Genomic DNA, 17,184 nt, shown 5'->3' with positions numbered 1-17,184 from the left:
AAATAAAATAAGACGCGTATAATAACAAGGAGATTATCTCTTGCCCAGTTTCGGGGTTAATCAATTAACTTTAAAAGCAAATGAGGAAGTATTGTGAGTTTTAATTTATGCCTATTACCACGCGAAGAAAAGTATCAAATTCAGCTCGATTATGAAGCGTCTTTTTGGGCGTATCAGATTAAGCGTAATAAAAAAACGAGAGAGCAAGTTTATAACACAATCCATAGTCGCCCAATGGCAGAACAAATGGTTTTAAAACAAAAGTTTGAGCAGTATTTAGCGCTAATGCTTAGCTAAGTGTTGATATAAAAATGTATATAGTTGAATTGCTGGATGGGCTAAAAATTCCACTCGTTAATAAATTTTATAAAAAACATAATGTAAGAGGGCGAGCTAATAAACAAGATAAGGTATGGGTTACTTACTATAATAATGAAATAGTTGCGGCGTGTAGGCTACAAGATAAAACAGAGTTTTTATTTTTATCTACCATGTTTGTTGCGCTAGAGCATCGCGGTAACGGTGTTGCTACACAATTGCTATCTACACTCTTAAGGTCGCAAAATAAGGTGGTTAATACCTTCGCATATAAAAACGTAGTTGATTTATATTGTGCTATTGGTTTTAACCAAATGTTAACATATACTCTTGCTTTACAAGTACTTTTTGATACTTATAAACATCGAAATATAGTCGCTCTAGAGTACCCATAATAATAATAATTAATAATATGGAATAAGCATGAGTAAATGCGTTAATGGGATCATTAGTTGCTTTGTAGTTTTAATAACTATTCTAAGTTGCCAAGTAGGTGCACAAGTAAAACGTTTATCTCCAAGCGAAGGCTTATCGCAAAGCTATGTCAATACTATGCTTATCGACACTAATGGTTACCTTTGGCTTTCTACTGAGGCAGGGCTTAATCGTTATGATGGCTATCAAGTTATTCCAATAAACGGTCCTAATGGTGAATTAGAAGAAGCGATCATTGATCGTATTTACCAAGACCCCCAAGGACACATTTGGATAGCCTCTTTACTTGCAGGGCTATTTAGGTACGACCCCGTAACAGATTCATATCAGCAATTCCTAGAAAAACCCACCAGTGAAGAAGAAATTATCAATCAGTCTGTTTTTAGTATGGTTGCTGTTGATAAAAAAACACTGTGGATTGGACGAGGGCGCGACTTTGCAAAGCTTGATATAGCGACCGGAAAAATAACAACTATTTTTGAGCTGCCTGCTAAATATAAAAATACTCTTGTGAGAAAGCTGTTTGCCTACAATGGTTATATATTTATAGGTACAAGCCATGGCGCGTATGTATTTGATATTGCCACAGAGCAAGTTAGACCTCTACAGCACTTAAAAGGTGAGGCTGAGCATATTTATCAAAATAATGTTAAGTCGTTCGCATTAGGTGAAAATAAGCAGTTATTAGTTGGGGCTGTACAAGGTTTATACGAAGTTGATATTAGTAACTTATCAAAAATGTTTGAACGCCCAGATTTACCTTTTAAAAGTAAAGTATTACTCAATGATTTAAATGTGTGGAGCATAGTAAACGAACACGGAAAAATAGGTTTAGCCACCGATAAAGGCTTGTTTAAATTTGATTTAAGCACCGGAGAAATGATCAAAAATACCCGAATAGCCGAAAGTAAGTACACACTTGCTGATACCAGTATTATTGATATGGCTAAAGATAAATCGGGTGGTACGTGGGTTGCGACTAAAAATGATGGTGCATTTTACTTATCTCACGACAGATATCATTTCAATAATGTCGATGGCACTTTGCTCGGAGGCGATGGTTTATCGCATCATTCTATTTGGGGTATTACCGAGTATAAAGACAAGCTTTGGCTTGCAACGCACAATGGTATTACTGAAGTTGATTTAAAAACAAATATTGGCAAAGTTTATTTAAAAGACTACAAAATCGACTTACTCACCACTGAGTTTACCGTATACGAAATAACGCCTTATAAAGATAATTTATGGCTTTATACAAACCGTGGTTTGTTTATTTTTGACCCTGTAACTCACCAAGTTAGCGAACCTAAAGTGCATGACCCTGCTAATCAAGAGCTTATTACGGGTAGGGTACATGGCGTTACATTAATGCCAAATGGCGATCTATACTTTGTGCACTCAGATCATGGGGTATTTATATACAATATAGATTCTCAAGTAATAACGCGTATGGGTGGCCAGTTTGATCAATTTGAACCCTTTTTAGCTCACGGCTTTTTACCCGCGCTGAGTAATAAACCAGACTCGCCACTGTTTTTTAATGCGGGTATTTTATATCAAGTAAACCCAAGTGATTTAGCACTAAAAATGATTTACAAAGTGCCAAAGCAGCATGAAAATGTAGCCATTAGCGTGCTTTCTTATTTAATTGATAACAACAATATATTGTGGATATCACTTTCTAATTTTGGCTTGATAGGCCTTGACGCGACTACCCACCAATTAGTTCATACAATCGATTTAGAAAAAAATAAGCTAGGTACATTACTTTACGATATGGTGCTAGATGATGATGGCATGATTTGGATGAGTAGCCATAAAGGCATTTGGCGATTAAACCCAGAAACACTTCATTTTCAGCAGTTTTCTACATCTGAGGGGCTACTCTCTGCTGAGTTTAATAGCAACGCCATGGCACAGCTTAAAGATGGTCGTATTGCGTACGGTAGCTTAAAAGGCTTTACCTACTTTCATCCAATGGAGAACCAAAATGATCAATCGCTTATTGATCACGTAAATATCACGCGGGTTGATTTAATGTCGCGAGATTTATCGCTTGATTTAAAACAGCCGCTTAATGAGGTGGTGCTAAACCATGATGATATAGGACTTGAGATTGCATTTTCGGCCATGGCATTTAGCAATCAAGAACGCATTATTTATGAGTATCAACTCGATAACGGGCAAAAAAGTTATACCCGAAATAATAACCGTGTATTGTTCCCTAAATTGAATCCAGGTAATTATCAATTAAAAGTATGGGCTAAAGATCCGCTAACTGGCGAATATACCTCACCTGCTATTTTAAAAATAAAAGTAAAATATCCGCTTTGGCGCGCACCTTATTTCATGGTGCTTTACGGAATGTTATTTATTGGTTTGATTGCAATGTGGGTTATGCGCCGCAATAAAACTCAACGTATTTTATTAGCGGCAAATAAAGAAAGTAAAGAAAGTGAAGCGCGTTTAAAGCTGGCGCTAGAGGGCAGTGAATCCGGTGTTTGGGATTGGGAATCAAGTAACCCAAGTATTTATCAACCTCGTTTATTCAGTGAGCTAGGCTATGAAAATGAAACAGTAAGCCTTGACGAGTACTTATCTAAAATTCACCCGCAAGACAAACAGCTATTTCGCTTAGAGTGGCTTGAGTTTTTATCTACCGAAAAAGGTTACTTTAACTGTACTTACCGTCTTCGCCATGCGAAAGGTTATTGGCGCTGGTATAAGGACTTTGGAAAAGTAGTTGAGTGGGACGATAAAACACCGCAAAAAGTAGCGGGTACCTACACAAATATGACCCGTGAGATGGTGTTTGAAGAACACGCTTTACTATTTACAGCAGCGTTTGAGCAAACCCGTGACTGGGTGTTTATACTCGATAAAAATTTAAATATTCGGGCTTCTAATAAATCACTACAAACGGCTTTTAATTTTTCTGCTGAGTCGTTATCTAGTCGAGCACTAAATTTAGGTATATCGCGCAGTAATCGTTTTGATTACTTACGCATAATGCAAAAACTGTCTGTTGGGGAGCACTTTTCGTGTGAAGACAGTGTAGTTTTAGCAAATGGTGAGTCACGCCATGTACTTGTGAAAATAAGTGCCGTTGCCGATAACGAACAGCGCCTTAATAGCTATGTTATTATTTTAACCGATATAAACGCTCAAAAATCAGCTGAAAACGAACTGCACTTATTAGCTAACTACGATGCGCTAACTGGCCTGCCAAATCGTACGTTATTTAACGATCGCGTAGAGCATGCCCTTGAGCAAGCAAAATTGCATGAATGCAAAGCGGCCTTATTACATATAAACATAAAGCGTTTTAAATACTTTAATGATTCTTTAGGGCATGAGGCGGCCGATGAGTTAATCAAAGAAGTGGCAGAGCGTTTAAGGTGTTCACTGCGTCCATCGGATAGTGTAGCGCGATTTGGTGGCGATGAGTTTGTTGTACTGGTGGAAGATATTCATCAAATAGAGCAAGTACTTATTATATGCACTAAGTTAATGGATTGCGTAAAGCAAAACATTGCGATTAATGGCCAAGTCGTTAATGTTAATTTAAGTATTGGTGTGTCTATTTCACCTGATGATGCGCAGCAAGGGCCTGCACTTTTAAAAGCTGCCAGCATCGCGTTATATCATGCAAAAGACTCTTTAGAAGGGCGCTACCAGTTTTATAAGCAAGAGATGAATCAGCATGTTCAAAGAGCACTACATCTTGAATCTCAGCTGACGAGAGCGTATCAAGAAGAAGAATTTTGCAATTACTATCAGCCTATTATCAATGCTAAAAGTCAAAAAACAGAAGGCTTTGAAGTTCTGCTACGTTGGCCTGAAAATAAGCTGGTGCAAACTCAAGAGTTTTCCGTGGCAGCAGAAGGTATCGGCTTAATTACAAAAATTATGCTGCAGACTTTTGCGCGCGCTTTACTAGAGCTAAAAGAGTGGCGTAAAGCCTCACCTCATTTGTATCTTTCTATTAATTTATCGGCCCTCGATTTTGAGTTTGAAGATTTAGTGCCTGAGATCAGAAATGCGCTAAATCATGCGCAGGTATCATCAGAAGCCATTGTTTTTGAAATAACAGAGTCTGTACTTATGCGCGACTCCCATCAAGCTCTGCAAAGCATGGAGCAACTTAAAAAGTTAGGTTGCAGGCTCTACATGGATGACTTTGGTACGGGGTACGCATCACTTACTTATTTAAAGCGTTTTCCGATTGATGTATTAAAAATTGATAGAAGCTTTGTAGAAGATATTGGGATTGATTCTGACGACGAGGCCATTATTCAGTCAACCCTTGCATTGGCCCACAGCTTAGGAAAAGAGTGCGTTGCGGAGGGTGTAGAAAGCTCGCATCAACTTACCTTTTTAAAGGCTCGAGGATGCAAGCATTTCCAAGGATATTTATTTAGTAAACCGGTACCAAATAACGAAGTGCTGGCACTTATTAATCGCGATTGGAGCGATATTTTCAATCAATAATAGGAATAAAAAATTAAGGGCGTTTACCACAATGGCGACAATAAATATGACTATTGTGCTGATCGAGTTGGGTCTTAATCGCTTTATTGGCTTCAAGTTTACTTAGCCCTAATTTGTAGCGTAGATCTTCTAAGTGTTCGTGTTGGGCTTGGTTAAGTGTGCCATCTTGAATTTGTTCATGCACTGCATCCTCAAAAAATTGGCGGCGCTTACGTATTTGTTCTGAAAAGCTAGACGCCAATAACCCTGTAGGAATTGCGACCATGCCCATGCTTAGAAGTGTGATCACACCGCCAAAAAATTTCCCCATTGCCGTTATAGGCACTACATCCCCATAGCCCACGGTAGTTAGCGTTGCCATTGCCCACCACATTGCAGCAGGAATAGAGCCAAAAGTATCTGGCTGTATATCGTGTTCAATTAAATAAATTCCACATGAAGCTAAAATAAGCACGACGGCCATAATAAAAAATGCCGCTAGGAGTGAGCTACCTTCATCCATAAATGCTTGTAACAATAACTGCATTGCACGGGAGTAACGAGTAAGTTTAAAGACGCGCAATAACCTAAGTACGCGTAAAAAACGTAAATCGAGCGGGAATAAAAACATCATTAAGCTAGGTAAAATAGCGATTAAATCGATAAGTGCCAGTGGCGATAAAAAATATTTTAATCTGCGTTTACTGTTCGACCCTTCAATTGCTATATATTTTGTTTTATCTACACAAGCCCAAAGCCTTGCTAGGTATTCAACAGCAAAAATAGCGACAGAGACAATTTCTAAAACTAAAAATTCGTCATAATATTTAAGTGCTACACTGGGAATAGACTCAATAACAATGGCTATAACGTTAGCCATAATTAAGCTAATAAGCATAATATCCAAAATATGCCCAGCACGGTGATACTCTCCTGTGCCTTCAAATAGGCAAGCCATTTTTTGTCTTAAAGTTTGCGGATTATTCATTATTTAAGTTTAAGCACCATATTAATACTGCCTTCTTCAAAGTCGCGACTAATTTTAAAACCCAACTTTCGGGCAAGTTCAATCATACCTGTGTTTTCTGGCAGTGTTATACCTTCAACCGACTCCACACCTTGGCGTTTGCAGTGGTTAATTGCCGCGCTCATTAGTATACGACCAAGTCCTAAGCCTTGGCAGTCTGAGCGCACTACAATGGCAAATTCAGCATGTAAGTTATCGGGGTCCATAATAACGCGAGACACACCCAGTGTTCGGGTTTTACCTTCAAAGCGTTGGCAAACAATAAACGCCATTTCGCGGTCATAATCAATTTGCGTCATTTTAGCGAGTTGGTCGTGGTTAAACTGTGGTAGCTCACCAAAAAAGCGTTTATACCTGTCTTCTTTATTAAGCGATTCATCAAATGCTTTATGAGCTTGCTCATCTTCTGGTTTTATCGGTCTGAGTGTAGCTTTGGTGTTGTTTTTAAGGGTTACTACTTCAACAAGTTCAATAGGGTAGGGACGAATAGATAAACGCTTACGATTGCTCTGAGTTTGATAGCGGTTAAGTGTCATGGTGGCATCGAGTACTAAAAACTGTCCGTTGCTGGCAAGGATAGGGTTTAGTTCCATAGAGCGTATATCTGGCTGATCAATCACTAGCTGAGAAATACGTGTTAGCAGTGCACACAAACGATACTTATCAACCTTTTCGGGTAATATGCGCTCTTTTAATACGCCTTTATCGTGCGCTGCTGCAATTAAATACTTTGCTAAGTTCATATTCAGTGGAGGCAGAGCAACGGCGGCTTGTGCATATTCAAGGCCGGTACCTGCTTCACCCAATAATATAACCGGGCCAAAGTTGGGCTCTGTTTTAATCGCAATTCGCAGCTCATTTGCGCCTGCTCGCGGCGCCATTTTTTGTAGTGAAAAGCCTTCAATAACAGCATCTGGGTAAGTGTTTTTAATACGTATAAGCATTGCAAAAGCAGTTTGTTCAACTTCGTTGGCGTCGTTTAAGTTAAGCACCACACCACCTACTTCAGATTTAGATGCAATACTTGGGCTAATGAGTTTTAACGCTACCGGAAAACCAAGCTCCATGGCTTGCTCCTTGGCTTCTGTTGGGGTGTAAGCCACCTCAGTTTGAATGCAGTTAATACCATAATGGCTTAATACTTGGCTTGCCTGATGAGTCGGTAAGTAGCTTTGCCCGTCATCTATAAATTCATTAATAAGTGTTTTAGCAGCCACTTTATTTATTTTTGCGTCATCAGTGTTCGACTCAGGCGTTTGCGTTAAATGCTTTTGGTTACGGCGATACGTCACCAAGTGCATAAATGCGCCAACGGCTCCCTCGGGTGTTCTATAAGTAGGTATTGCGTTGTGAGAACATAATTTTCTGGCGGCGTAAGATGCATCTTCACCCATAAAGTTGGTAATAACGTAAGGGCGCGCCATTTTGGGTAATGTTTGCAACGTTTCTACAATAATATTGGCGTAGTCTTCGCTCGGTGCAAGCGCTGAGGGGGTATGGATAATCAGTAAATTTTTAACTTCTTTTGCATGCAGTAAAATCTCTAATGCTTGTTTATAACGCCCAGGTGCTGAGTCGCCAAAAATATCCACAGGGTTTGAGGTGGTTTCTGATTGCGGAATCACCTTATTTAGCGCATTTCGGGTTTCAATGCTCAGCTCTGCTAATTTACCGGAGCTTTGAATAAGCTCATCAACGGCCATAACACCCGGGCCGCCACCATTAGTTAAAATAGTCAGTTGCTCTACTTTTAATAATTTGGGGTGCATGGCGAGTGTTTGTGTCGCTGCAAACAGTTCGCGTAAATCATTTACGCGCAGCATACCGGCTCGTTGAAATAACGCATCGTAAACAGCATCAGAGCTTTGCTTTCCGCCGGTGTGAATTTCGGCTGCAAGTGCGCCGGCACTTGTTTTACCTGTTTTAATTGCAATTACAGGCTTACTAAAGGCCGCAGCTCTTGCTGCTGATATAAAGCCACGAATATCTTCAATGTTATCAATATACAGTAGAATAGCTTTGGTTTTAGCATCACGACCTAAAAAGTCGAGTAGCTCATTAAAATTTATATCAAGGCAATCACCTACCGATACAAAATATGAAAATCCAATTTCTTTGTTTTTAGCCCAATCTAAAATGGTTGAACATACGGCTGCTGATTGCGATACAAATGCAATTTTACCAGGACTTGCCACGGTATGTGAAAAGCTCGCATTTAAACCAATATGAGGGATTAGCAAGCCTAAACAATTTGGCCCAAGTAAAGTAACTTGCTTGGCTTGAGCACAGGCTTTAAGCGCGATTTTTTGCTCCCCAGAAAGCCCATCGGCAATAACAATAGCTGTTTTACAACCAAGTTCTCCAAGTTGCTCAATAATATCAATTAAGGTGTTTTTGTTAGTGCAAATAACAGCAAGGTCGGGTACTTTTGGTAAATCAGCAATAGAGGGATAGGCAAGTACACCATGTACTGCAGTATGGTTTGGGGTAACAGGCATTATCGGCCCTTTAAAACCACCTTGAAGTAAGTTGCGCATAACCACAAAACCAGCACGCGTTGATATATTAGAGGCGCCAATAACGGCCACTGAGCTTGGGTTAAAAAACTGGGTAATGCGCTTAAGGCTCATGGTTTTTCCTAGGCTGATTAAATTTTGCGTTATTTATAGTCTCAATGTACCCTGTTTACTGTGTTATTTCGAGCGTCTAGATGCTTATTATTGATATCAATCAAGGAGATTATCGTGAATAAAACATCCGGTTTTTACATTGTTATCGCGGCTATTTGTTTAAGCATAGGCTTAATTAGCTTAGGGTTTATTTTAAAGAGCACAGCTCTTAGCGTGAAAGAGATGGAACGTACTGTGCAAGTTAAGGGATTGGCCGAGCGAGAAGTCATTGCCGATACGGTAATTTGGCCTCTGCAATTTAGTGATGCCGATAATAACCTTGAAAAATTAGTCAGCAGAGTTGAGAAAAAAAATGATGCTGTTACTGCTTTTTTAAAACTGCATGGTTTTGACGACGATGAAATAACAATAGGTAGCCAGTCCGTTATTGATAAGCAAGCACGCGAATATAGTAATGAAAACCAGCAATTTAGATACATAGTGCGCTCAAATATTATTGTATATTCCGATGCCCCAGACAAAGTACAAAATGCATTGAGCAAAGTAAGCCAGCTTGCTAAACAAGATATCGCGATAGTGCAGGACAGCTACGAAACAAAAGTTGAATACATTTTTACAGGCCTCAATGATGTAAAGCCTGCGATGGTGCAAGAAGCAACTGAAAAAGCGCGAGAGGTCGCTAATAAATTTGCCAAAGATTCTAATTCAAAATTAGGCAAAATAAAAACCGCTCGCCAAGGGCAATTTAGTATCAGTAATCGAGATTCAAACACACCACAAATAAAAAACATAAGAGTGGTGACCAGCGTTGAATATTATTTAAATGACTAGGAAATAATATGTCAGAGTCTAAATATGGTCAGTTTGTACTGGCTCCCCGTTCGTACTTTTTTACTGCTATAGCGAGCGTGGTATTTGCGTTTATAGGCTTCAGTTATAATGCATGGCGAATGGAAGCAAGTGAAGAGAACAACAATACACGTATTGCTAGCTTTCAAATATTACAAGAACTAGCCGAGCTTGAGCTTATAGTATTTGCAGCGCATTACGATAATAACAAAATAGATGGTAGCCCTAGAAAAGGCTGGGTTAAAGTTAACTTGATTCACGACTTAAGCTACTTAGCCGTTGATAAAGTACATTTAAAAACAAAAGACTTACAAAAGGTCTGGCAAACAAATTGGCCAAATATGGTTGAGCACGAAAGTGCTGCGCAATCCATTACACACGCTATAGATAGTGTGCGTATAGAGGTTGTGGGTGAGTTAAAGCGCCTTGATTAGGTGCACAACTTGCGCCGTTGATCGTTGCAAGTAAGCAGCGCTTAGTAAAACTGTGGTTTCGTTAAGTTTTTGTCCTTTTAATACGTTAATAAGCTGCTGTTTTGCATTCGGATTTTGTTTTTGTTCTATTTCCATAAGAGCTAATAACGCTGAAAATTCATGCTTTACCGGTGTGCTAGGTTTATCAGCGTAAGCAATGTAGCATGCAACCGGTGTTAATCCACGTGAGTTGGCCTGCGCCAGTGCTTTAACTAAATCATCGTTTGATTCAAACAACATTAAAGAACGTACATAGTTAAATGGCAACTTTGTTGCATTAGCGTGCTTAAACACATTGTGTAGTGCGTTATTCCCTTGAGTATCTTGTGCTAAAAAGCCTTTATTGAGTTTGAGCGCTGGGGTAAAAAAGCTCAAAGCATCAATATTAGTAAGTTGATTAATAAATGGTGCCGGTGCTGTATTAGTACTTAATATACGCGTGGCAACGTTTTGCATAAAATCGTACTTAACACTTAACCGCTCAGCGCTTTGAAATAAATGGTTAAGCTGCAAAGTTTGTTGAGCAGGGCTTAACTGCCTAAAGTCGTTATCGAGCTCATTTAACTGCTGCTTTGAAATACGCGCATTAAGTAGTTGTATGCTTAAATCCATTATTATTTCCAAAATATTTTTTGCTACTATAAAACAAAAAAGGCCGCATAAGCGACCTTTCATATTTAAACAATTGCTTTAAATTGATATTAAGCTTTTTTGCTTGCTACCCATTCGTTAACAAAGTTTTCTAGCACGTTAAGTGGTACTGGACCATTTTTAAGTACTACGTCGTGGAACTGGCGAATATCAAACTTATCACCAAGTTGCTTTTTAGCGTCTTCACGAAGTTCTAAAATCTTAAGCATACCCACTTTATAAGCCGTTGCTTGTGAAGGCATTACAATGTGACGCTCAACCATTTTAACACCGTCAGATGTTGCATTAGGCGTGTTATTTACGTAATAATCAATACCTTCTTGGCGAGTCCACTTCATTGCGTGAATACCTGTATCAACTACTAAGCGACATGCGCGCCATAATTCCATTGAAAGGCGACCAAAATCTGAGTAAGGGTCTGAGTACATGCCCATTTCTTTTGGAATGAACTCTGAGTATAAACCCCAGCCTTCAATATACGCTGTGTAGCCACCAAATTTACGAAACTTAGGAATACCTTCTAATTCTTGTGAAATAGCTATTTGCATGTGGTGGCCCGGAATACCTTCGTGGTAAGCCAGTGCTTCCATTTGATACGTTGGCATTGCTTCCATATCGTAAAGGTTAGCGTAGTAAACACCTGGGCGAGAGCCATCTGGAGCAGGCTGTTGGTAAAATGCTTTACCTGCCGCTTTTTCACGGAATGCTTCAACCGCTTTTACTTTTAAACCTGCTTTTGGTTTAACAATGAATAGCTCATCTAAACGCGTTTTCATTGTATCAATAAGGCCCGTTGCTTCATCAAGGTAGCGTTGCTTACCTTGTGCATCATTAGGGTAGTAAAATTGTTTGTCAGTTTTCATAAACTGCATAAACGCTTTTAAATCGCCTTTAAAGCCCACTTTATCTTTAATTTCACGCATTTCATCATGAATACGTGTCACTTCAGATAGGCCAATTGCATGAATTTCTTTAGCCGTTAAATCGGTTGTTGTAGTGCGCTTAAGTGCGTTGTTATAAAACGCTTCACCATCAGGTAGTTTCCATGCGCCATCACGGTCATCTGCACGTTTTTCAAGCTGTGCTAGGTAATTAATTAGCTTAGAGTAAGACGGTTTAACAGCCGATTTTAATGCATCAGATGCATCGCTGATTAACGAGTCTTTTTCATCTTGGCTAATTTCAAGCGCTGTTACTTTACGTTTAAAGTCGGCAAGTAATGTAGAGTCATCACCTTTATCAAATGGTGCGCCGTGAATAATGTTTTTGCTTGAATCAATAACATGTGGGAACACAAATTTAGGGGCAATAATGCCTTTTTCTGCACGTACAGTTAAATCAACGATAAGCTGATCAATAACACCAGTTACACCATTTAAACGTGAGATGTAGTCTTTAGCTTCTTTTACATTACTAATTGAGTGCTGATTAATTAAAAATGCAGGGATCATAGAATGCGTACCAAACATTTGGTTCACAGGGTAGTTGTGGTAACGCCATTTAAAGTCAGCAATTGAGCTTTCAAGATCTTGTTTTTTTAAGTCGTAGCTAACTTTTGTTGCATCATTTAATAAGTCACGGTTAATGGCTTTTAGTGTAACTAAGTCTGCTTTTGTTTGTGCTAAATCTTTAAGCTGTCTTGCTTCGCTGCCATCGTCCCACTTATCGTAATCTTGCTTAATACCCATGTATGTTTGATATACAGGGCTGCTCATTACGTCACGGTTAAATGTATCTTCAAAAAAAGCATTCGCTTTGTCTATTTCACTTTGTTGTGATTGAACTGCTTGTGCAATAGGAGCTGAAGTCGCTTGTTGTGTTGTTTGCTGGCAACCAGCAAGTAGTGCAACGCTTACTGCCGCTGCAATAAAAGTAAGTTTACGCATTGTTTTCCCTTTTGTTGTTAGAAACCCATTAGGGTATTTTATATTTATTTTTTAGCTTAATAGAACGTGTAGTATCAAGTACTACACGAACAATTCTAGTAGGTCATTTAAAAAGCGATGACCTTTTAAGCTTACTTGCCAATGGCTGTCTGTTTGAGTCAATAAACCTTTATTAATTGCTTGGTTTAATGCGCTTTGCTGACTTTGCAGTGGCAGTGTTGTTAGCTTATTAAAGTCGTTAATCGGGCAAGGCTCAACAAGGCGAAAACGATTCATAAAAAATTCAAACGCTAAGTCGTCTTGCTCTACATGCCAGCTTTTGTACATATACGGTTTAATTAAATCCATATAGCCACGCGGGTGCTTAACCTTTTCGGTGCGCGTTATAAGGCCTGTATTTGCATCAGTAACCTTACCATGTGCGCCACAGCCAATACCAAGATAATCGCCAAAACGCCAATAATTTAAGTTATGTTGGCATTGATAACCTGGTTTTGCATAGCCCGATATTTCATATTGTATGTAACCGGCTTGTGCGAGTAATTCTACTCCTTGTTCTTGAATGTCCCACAGTGTTTCGTCTTGTGGCAAGGTAGGAGGTTTCGACGCAAATTGCGTGTTTGGCTCAATAGTCAGCTGATACCAAGATATATGAGGAGGATCGAGCGCTATTATTTGTTTTAAATCACTCAGTGCATCATCAAGCGTTTGGCCCGGTAAGCCATGCATTAAATCAAGGTTAAAGCTGTTTAAACCGGCTTCTTTAGCTTGCTGCGCGGCATAGTTTGCCTCGTCGCTGCCATGAATCCGACCAAGTGCTTTTAACTTGTCGTTTTGCATGCTTTGCACGCCAATAGAAATACGGTTAATACCTGCTTTTACGTAATCTTTAAAGCGACCTGTTTCTACCGTGCCAGGGTTGGCTTCAAGGGTAACTTCACAGTGTTCATCAAGACCAATTAGGGCGTCTACTTCATTTAGTAAACGAGTGTAAGCCGCACCCGTTAATAAGCTAGGTGTACCGCCACCAATAAAAATACTGTGAATTTTACGCCCTTGCACTAAGTGCAAATCCGCTTTTAAGTCATCAATTAAATGCTGAACATATTCAGCTTCAGGTATTTCACCTTTTTGTCCGTGGCTATTAAAATCGCAGTACGGGCATTTTTGCACGCACCAAGGCACGTGTACATATAAGCTCAGTGGTGGAAGGTTCACAGGCCGCCTTTTTGCTGTAGCTCTAGTAATAGTTTTTGTAGCGCTTGGCCGCGATGACTCACTGCATTTTTTTGCTCTTTTGTGAGTTCAGCACTGGTACAATTTTGCTCTGCTACAAAAAACACAGGGTCGTAACCAAAGCCACCGTTACCATTTTGAGTGAGCGTAATTTCGCCTTCCCAGCTTGCGCTGCAAATAAGAGGAGTAGGGTCATCTGCGTGGCGCATTAATACTAGTACACACCAAAAACGCGCACTGCGAATAGGGTTATTACCCAAATCTACAAGTAACTTATCAATGTTATCTTGATCGCTAGCATTAGGGCCTGCAAAGCGGGCAGAATACACACCAGGCGCACCATTTAAGCCATCAACTTCTAAACCAGAGTCATCGGCAATTGCAGGCATGCCAGTGATTTTAGCGGCATGGCGTGCTTTAATAATGGCATTTTCAACAAAGGTAGTGCCGGTTTCGGCAACTTCACCTACGTTAAAATCGCTTTGTGGAACGACATTAATATTTAAAGGGCTTAGCATGTTAGCTAGCTCATTTACTTTGCCAGGGTTACCTGTAGCAAGTACTAAAGTTTTGGTCATGTTATTAATCTACGTAAAATTTTTGCTGAAACTGTAATTTTTGAAATTGATTGTTTTGCTGTATTTCAATCTCAAAGCGTAAAATCTCTTCGTTGGTATAATCAACTTGGGCCAGGTAATAAATTGAATCACCTTCTTTTACTTCTTTAAAAGTAAGCGTTTGTTTGTTGCCAAGTAGGTTTTTTGCTGTGCCTGTAAGTTTTGCTGTTTGGGCTGTGTTTTCGGCATCATTTTTTAATATAGAAATATTCACAATACCTTTGTATCCACTTCGCTCAAGACCATACGCTGTTGCTATTTTTGGCTGAATAAAAGTAGAAGGAAAAGCAATGTAATGCACTTGCCAAGGCCCAAGCTCTTTATACTGTGCGCCTTGTATTTCTTCACTTTGCGCGTTAAACGCAAATGCTAAACAAGCAATAAAACAAAACTTAATTAAACGGTTCATTATGTATTCCTCAAAACATATAAAAAAGAGGCCTTTGGGCCTCTTTTACTCAAAAAATAAGTGCTTAGACTAAAAAGTCCATAAGCAGCATTTGCAAAAACTGAATACCAATAATAAGCACTAAAACTGATAAATCTAAGCCACCCATTGATGGCAATATTTTACGAATTGGTTTTAGCATTGGTTCAGTCAGCTGGTGGAAAACCGCTTCAATAGGGTTATAGCCTTGGCTAACCCAACTTAAAATAGCGCGAATAATAAGTACCCAAAATACTAAATTAAGACCTTCTTTTAGTACAGTTATTAGTGCTTGAATAAGTACTGGCTGTATTGCCCACGCGTTATATATAACCAGCATTAAAGTACTAATTTTGGCTACAGCCACTATAAATGCCAGTAACAGAGATGCTAAATCAAGCCCACCAAATCCAGGAATGATTTTACGCAGAGGCTTTACTGCAAACGAAGTGGCTTTAACCACAAACTGGCTCATTGGATTATAAAAGTCGGCTTTTGCCCACTGCAGCCAAAAGCGCAGTAATACCACCATTAAAAATAAGTTAAACAGGGTATCAATCAAAAAGTGCATGGCATTCATAGTGTAACCTTCAATAAAAAAGTGGTTTTAAAGTTCTTTTTCCATTTGCTCCGCACGTGCAATACACGCATCCATAGCATCGCCAACGGTTTTAGTTAAGCCTTCATCTTTTAAGTGCTCAACAGCTGCGTGAGTAGTACCGCCTTTAGATGTTACGTTTGAGCGTAATTGCGAAATACTAATATCAGGCTGGCTAAGTGCCATTTCGGCAGCGCCAAGTGCTGTTTGTTGTACTAAGCGACGAGCATCTTCGTTGTTAAAGCCCAGTGCTTTAGCTTTTTCTTCTATAGCTTCCATAAATAAGAAAAAGTAAGCTGGAGATGAGCCCGTAACCGCAATAATATCGTTAATTTGCGATTCTTTTTCAACCCATACAACGATGCCAGTGCATTCAAAAACTTGCTGTACAAATTCGTGCTCGCTTTGTGTTTCACCAGCGCCATATAAACCTGATACACCACGCCCTAATAAAGACGGTGTGTTTGGCATGCAACGTACCATTTTAACATCTTGACCTAGCATTTCACGTAAACGTTTTACAGTTAGGCCAGCAGCAACAGAAATAAACAGTTTGTCGCTAAAGTCGATACCCGACTCTTGAAACGATTTACATAAATCGCCCATCATTTGTGGTTTAACAGACAAAACAATTACATCAGCATCGCGCAGGGCTTCGTTATTGTCACTGGTGGTTTGCACCTTGAAATCGGCTGCTACCTTTGCAAGCTTTTCTTGGTTGCGGTTAGTCGCAATAATGTTACTTGCGTTAAAACCGTTTTTTACCATGCCACCAATAATGGCGTAGCTCATATTACCTGTGCCTATAAATGCGATTTTTTTATCTGACATAAATCTGTTATCACCTTTTAAGTTCGTGTTCCAAAAATGTCCGTGCCGACTCTTACCATGGTTGAGCCTGCACTAATGGCAGCTTCAACATCACCGCTCATACCCATCGACAAAGTATCTACTTGAGGATATTGGGTCTTTAGTTTATCAAAGCAAGTTTGTAATTGCTCAAAAGATTGAATTTGCGTATCCAGATCGTTGCTTTTAGCGGGAATTGCCATTAAACCGCGAAGTGTTAAGTGCTCACATTGGTCAATAAACTCAGCAAGTTCAGAAATTTGCCCAACACTACAACCCGATTTAGCGTCTTCTTCGCTTATATTTACTTGAATAAGTATATTAAGCGATGATTTATCGTCTGGGCGCTGGGAATCTAATCGTTTCGCTATTTTTATGCGATCAACACTTTGCACCCAATCAAAGTTGGCAGCCACTAATGCACTTTTATTAGATTGAATAGGGCCAATGAAATGCCAAATGATGTCGCTATATGACTGTAGTTGAGCTATTTTATCTATAGCCTCTTGAACATAAGATTCACCAAATTCGCGCTGACCATGCTCATAAGCTGCAATAACATCTTCGCTTGGTTTAGTTTTAGACACTGCGAGTAGAGTGACTTCGTTAGTGTTTCGCTGTGCGTTTTTTGCCGCATCTGCAATTCTAGCGTAGGCGGATATGAGTCGTTCTGCTATTGTAACCATATATTTATCAGTTAGTTGTGGAGTCATAA

General features: G+C 39.4%; 15 protein-coding genes. 5 read left to right on the top strand and 10 right to left on the bottom strand.

Features of this window, described 5'->3' with window-relative positions:
* Positions 1–93 precede the first annotated feature (93 nt).
* From PX700_RS03465 to PX700_RS03455, 3 genes are read left to right on the top strand one after another with little or no spacing between them, the layout of a single operon-like run.
* The gene (locus tag PX700_RS03465; RefSeq protein ID WP_002962585.1) at positions 94–297 is read left to right on the top strand and encodes a DUF3283 family protein; all 204 of its coding nucleotides are present in this window, start codon (positions 94–96) and stop codon (positions 295–297) included.
* Between the two features lie 14 nt (positions 298–311).
* Positions 312–713, top strand: a complete 402-nt coding sequence (locus PX700_RS03460; protein ID WP_415637515.1) for a GNAT family N-acetyltransferase — start codon at positions 312–314, stop codon at positions 711–713.
* A gap of 28 nt (positions 714–741) precedes the next feature.
* A complete protein-coding gene (locus tag PX700_RS03455) occupies positions 742–5,247 on the top strand; it encodes an EAL domain-containing protein (protein ID WP_479519864.1) in 4,506 nt (1,501 codons plus the stop codon).
* Positions 5,248–5,260: 13 nt separating this feature from the next.
* Here the strand turns inward: PX700_RS03455 and PX700_RS03450 are convergent, their stop codons facing one another.
* Complete coding sequence (locus tag PX700_RS03450; RefSeq protein WP_479519863.1) at positions 5,261–6,214, bottom strand: ion transporter; 954 nt, start codon at positions 6,212–6,214, stop codon at positions 5,261–5,263.
* Positions 6,214–8,883: a bifunctional acetate--CoA ligase family protein/GNAT family N-acetyltransferase gene (locus tag PX700_RS03445; protein ID WP_479519862.1), complete on the bottom strand. Its 2,670-nt coding sequence runs from the start codon at positions 8,881–8,883 to the stop codon at positions 6,214–6,216. Before PX700_RS03445 ends, PX700_RS03450 begins: the two co-directional genes overlap by 1 nt.
* 114 nt (positions 8,884–8,997) lie before the next feature.
* Between PX700_RS03445 and PX700_RS03440 the strand changes: the two genes are divergently transcribed.
* The gene (locus tag PX700_RS03440) at positions 8,998–9,714 is read left to right on the top strand and encodes an SIMPL domain-containing protein (protein ID WP_166419700.1); all 717 of its coding nucleotides are present in this window, start codon (positions 8,998–9,000) and stop codon (positions 9,712–9,714) included.
* An 8-nt stretch (positions 9,715–9,722) separates the two neighbouring features.
* Complete coding sequence (locus PX700_RS03435; protein WP_166419701.1) at positions 9,723–10,166, top strand: hypothetical protein; 444 nt, start codon at positions 9,723–9,725, stop codon at positions 10,164–10,166.
* Here PX700_RS03435 and PX700_RS03430 read toward each other — a convergent pair.
* The 8 genes from PX700_RS03430 to PX700_RS03395 all read right to left on the bottom strand — a co-directional run bounded on the left by PX700_RS03430 (position 10,149) and on the right by PX700_RS03395 (position 17,182).
* Entirely contained in the window at positions 10,149–10,817 is a 669-nt protein-coding gene (locus PX700_RS03430) for a hypothetical protein (RefSeq protein WP_479519861.1), read from the bottom strand. The genes PX700_RS03435 and PX700_RS03430 overlap by 18 nt on opposite strands.
* 89 nt (positions 10,818–10,906) lie before the next feature.
* Complete coding sequence (locus PX700_RS03425) at positions 10,907–12,742, bottom strand: DUF885 domain-containing protein (protein WP_415637522.1); 1,836 nt, start codon at positions 12,740–12,742, stop codon at positions 10,907–10,909.
* A gap of 81 nt (positions 12,743–12,823) precedes the next feature.
* Positions 12,824–13,960, bottom strand: coding sequence for a radical SAM family heme chaperone HemW (gene hemW, locus PX700_RS03420; protein WP_415637523.1), 1,137 nt, complete (start codon positions 13,958–13,960; stop codon positions 12,824–12,826).
* A complete protein-coding gene (rdgB, locus tag PX700_RS03415) occupies positions 13,957–14,556 on the bottom strand; it encodes an RdgB/HAM1 family non-canonical purine NTP pyrophosphatase (protein ID WP_197177963.1) in 600 nt (199 codons plus the stop codon). The genes hemW and rdgB overlap by 4 nt, the downstream gene beginning before the upstream one ends.
* A 4-nt stretch (positions 14,557–14,560) precedes the next feature.
* Positions 14,561–15,004: a DUF4426 domain-containing protein gene (locus PX700_RS03410; RefSeq protein ID WP_479519860.1), complete on the bottom strand. Its 444-nt coding sequence runs from the start codon at positions 15,002–15,004 to the stop codon at positions 14,561–14,563.
* Positions 15,005–15,068: 64 nt separating this feature from the next.
* On the bottom strand, positions 15,069–15,602 hold the full coding sequence (locus tag PX700_RS03405; RefSeq protein WP_479519859.1) for a YggT family protein: 534 nt from the start codon (positions 15,600–15,602) through the stop codon (positions 15,069–15,071).
* Positions 15,603–15,629: 27 nt separating this feature from the next.
* Positions 15,630–16,451 (bottom strand): pyrroline-5-carboxylate reductase, encoded by an 822-nt coding sequence (proC, locus tag PX700_RS03400; protein WP_415637525.1) that lies wholly within the window; start codon positions 16,449–16,451, stop codon positions 15,630–15,632.
* Positions 16,452–16,468: 17 nt separating this feature from the next.
* Entirely contained in the window at positions 16,469–17,182 is a 714-nt protein-coding gene (locus PX700_RS03395) for a YggS family pyridoxal phosphate-dependent enzyme (protein WP_479519858.1), read from the bottom strand.
* Positions 17,183–17,184 lie beyond the last annotated feature (2 nt).

The sequence above is a fragment of the Pseudoalteromonas sp. TP27 genome (assembly GCF_056470645.1).
The sequence above is the reverse complement of the archived record's forward strand: the minus strand, read 5'-3'. Positions and strand labels throughout refer to the sequence as shown.

Coding starts and splice junctions, on each gene's coding strand:
- PX700_RS03445 (WP_479519862.1), bottom strand. CDS start 8,883: ATGAGCCTTAAGCGCATTACCCAGTTTTTTAACCCAAGCTCAGTGGCC.
- PX700_RS03430 (WP_479519861.1), bottom strand. CDS start 10,817: ATGGATTTAAGCATACAACTACTTAATGCGCGTATTTCAAAGCAGCAG.
- PX700_RS03410 (WP_479519860.1), bottom strand. CDS start 15,004: ATGAACCGTTTAATTAAGTTTTGTTTTATTGCTTGTTTAGCATTTGCG.
- proC (WP_415637525.1), bottom strand. CDS start 16,451: ATGTCAGATAAAAAAATCGCATTTATAGGCACAGGTAATATGAGCTAC.
- PX700_RS03435 (WP_166419701.1), top strand. CDS start 9,723: ATGTCAGAGTCTAAATATGGTCAGTTTGTACTGGCTCCCCGTTCGTAC.
- PX700_RS03455 (WP_479519864.1), top strand. CDS start 742: ATGAGTAAATGCGTTAATGGGATCATTAGTTGCTTTGTAGTTTTAATA.
- PX700_RS03450 (WP_479519863.1), bottom strand. CDS start 6,214: ATGAATAATCCGCAAACTTTAAGACAAAAAATGGCTTGCCTATTTGAA.
- rdgB (WP_197177963.1), bottom strand. CDS start 14,556: ATGACCAAAACTTTAGTACTTGCTACAGGTAACCCTGGCAAAGTAAAT.
- PX700_RS03395 (WP_479519858.1), bottom strand. CDS start 17,182: ATGACTCCACAACTAACTGATAAATATATGGTTACAATAGCAGAACGA.
- PX700_RS03405 (WP_479519859.1), bottom strand. CDS start 15,602: ATGAATGCCATGCACTTTTTGATTGATACCCTGTTTAACTTATTTTTA.
- PX700_RS03460 (WP_415637515.1), top strand. CDS start 312: ATGTATATAGTTGAATTGCTGGATGGGCTAAAAATTCCACTCGTTAAT.
- PX700_RS03425 (WP_415637522.1), bottom strand. CDS start 12,742: ATGCGTAAACTTACTTTTATTGCAGCGGCAGTAAGCGTTGCACTACTT.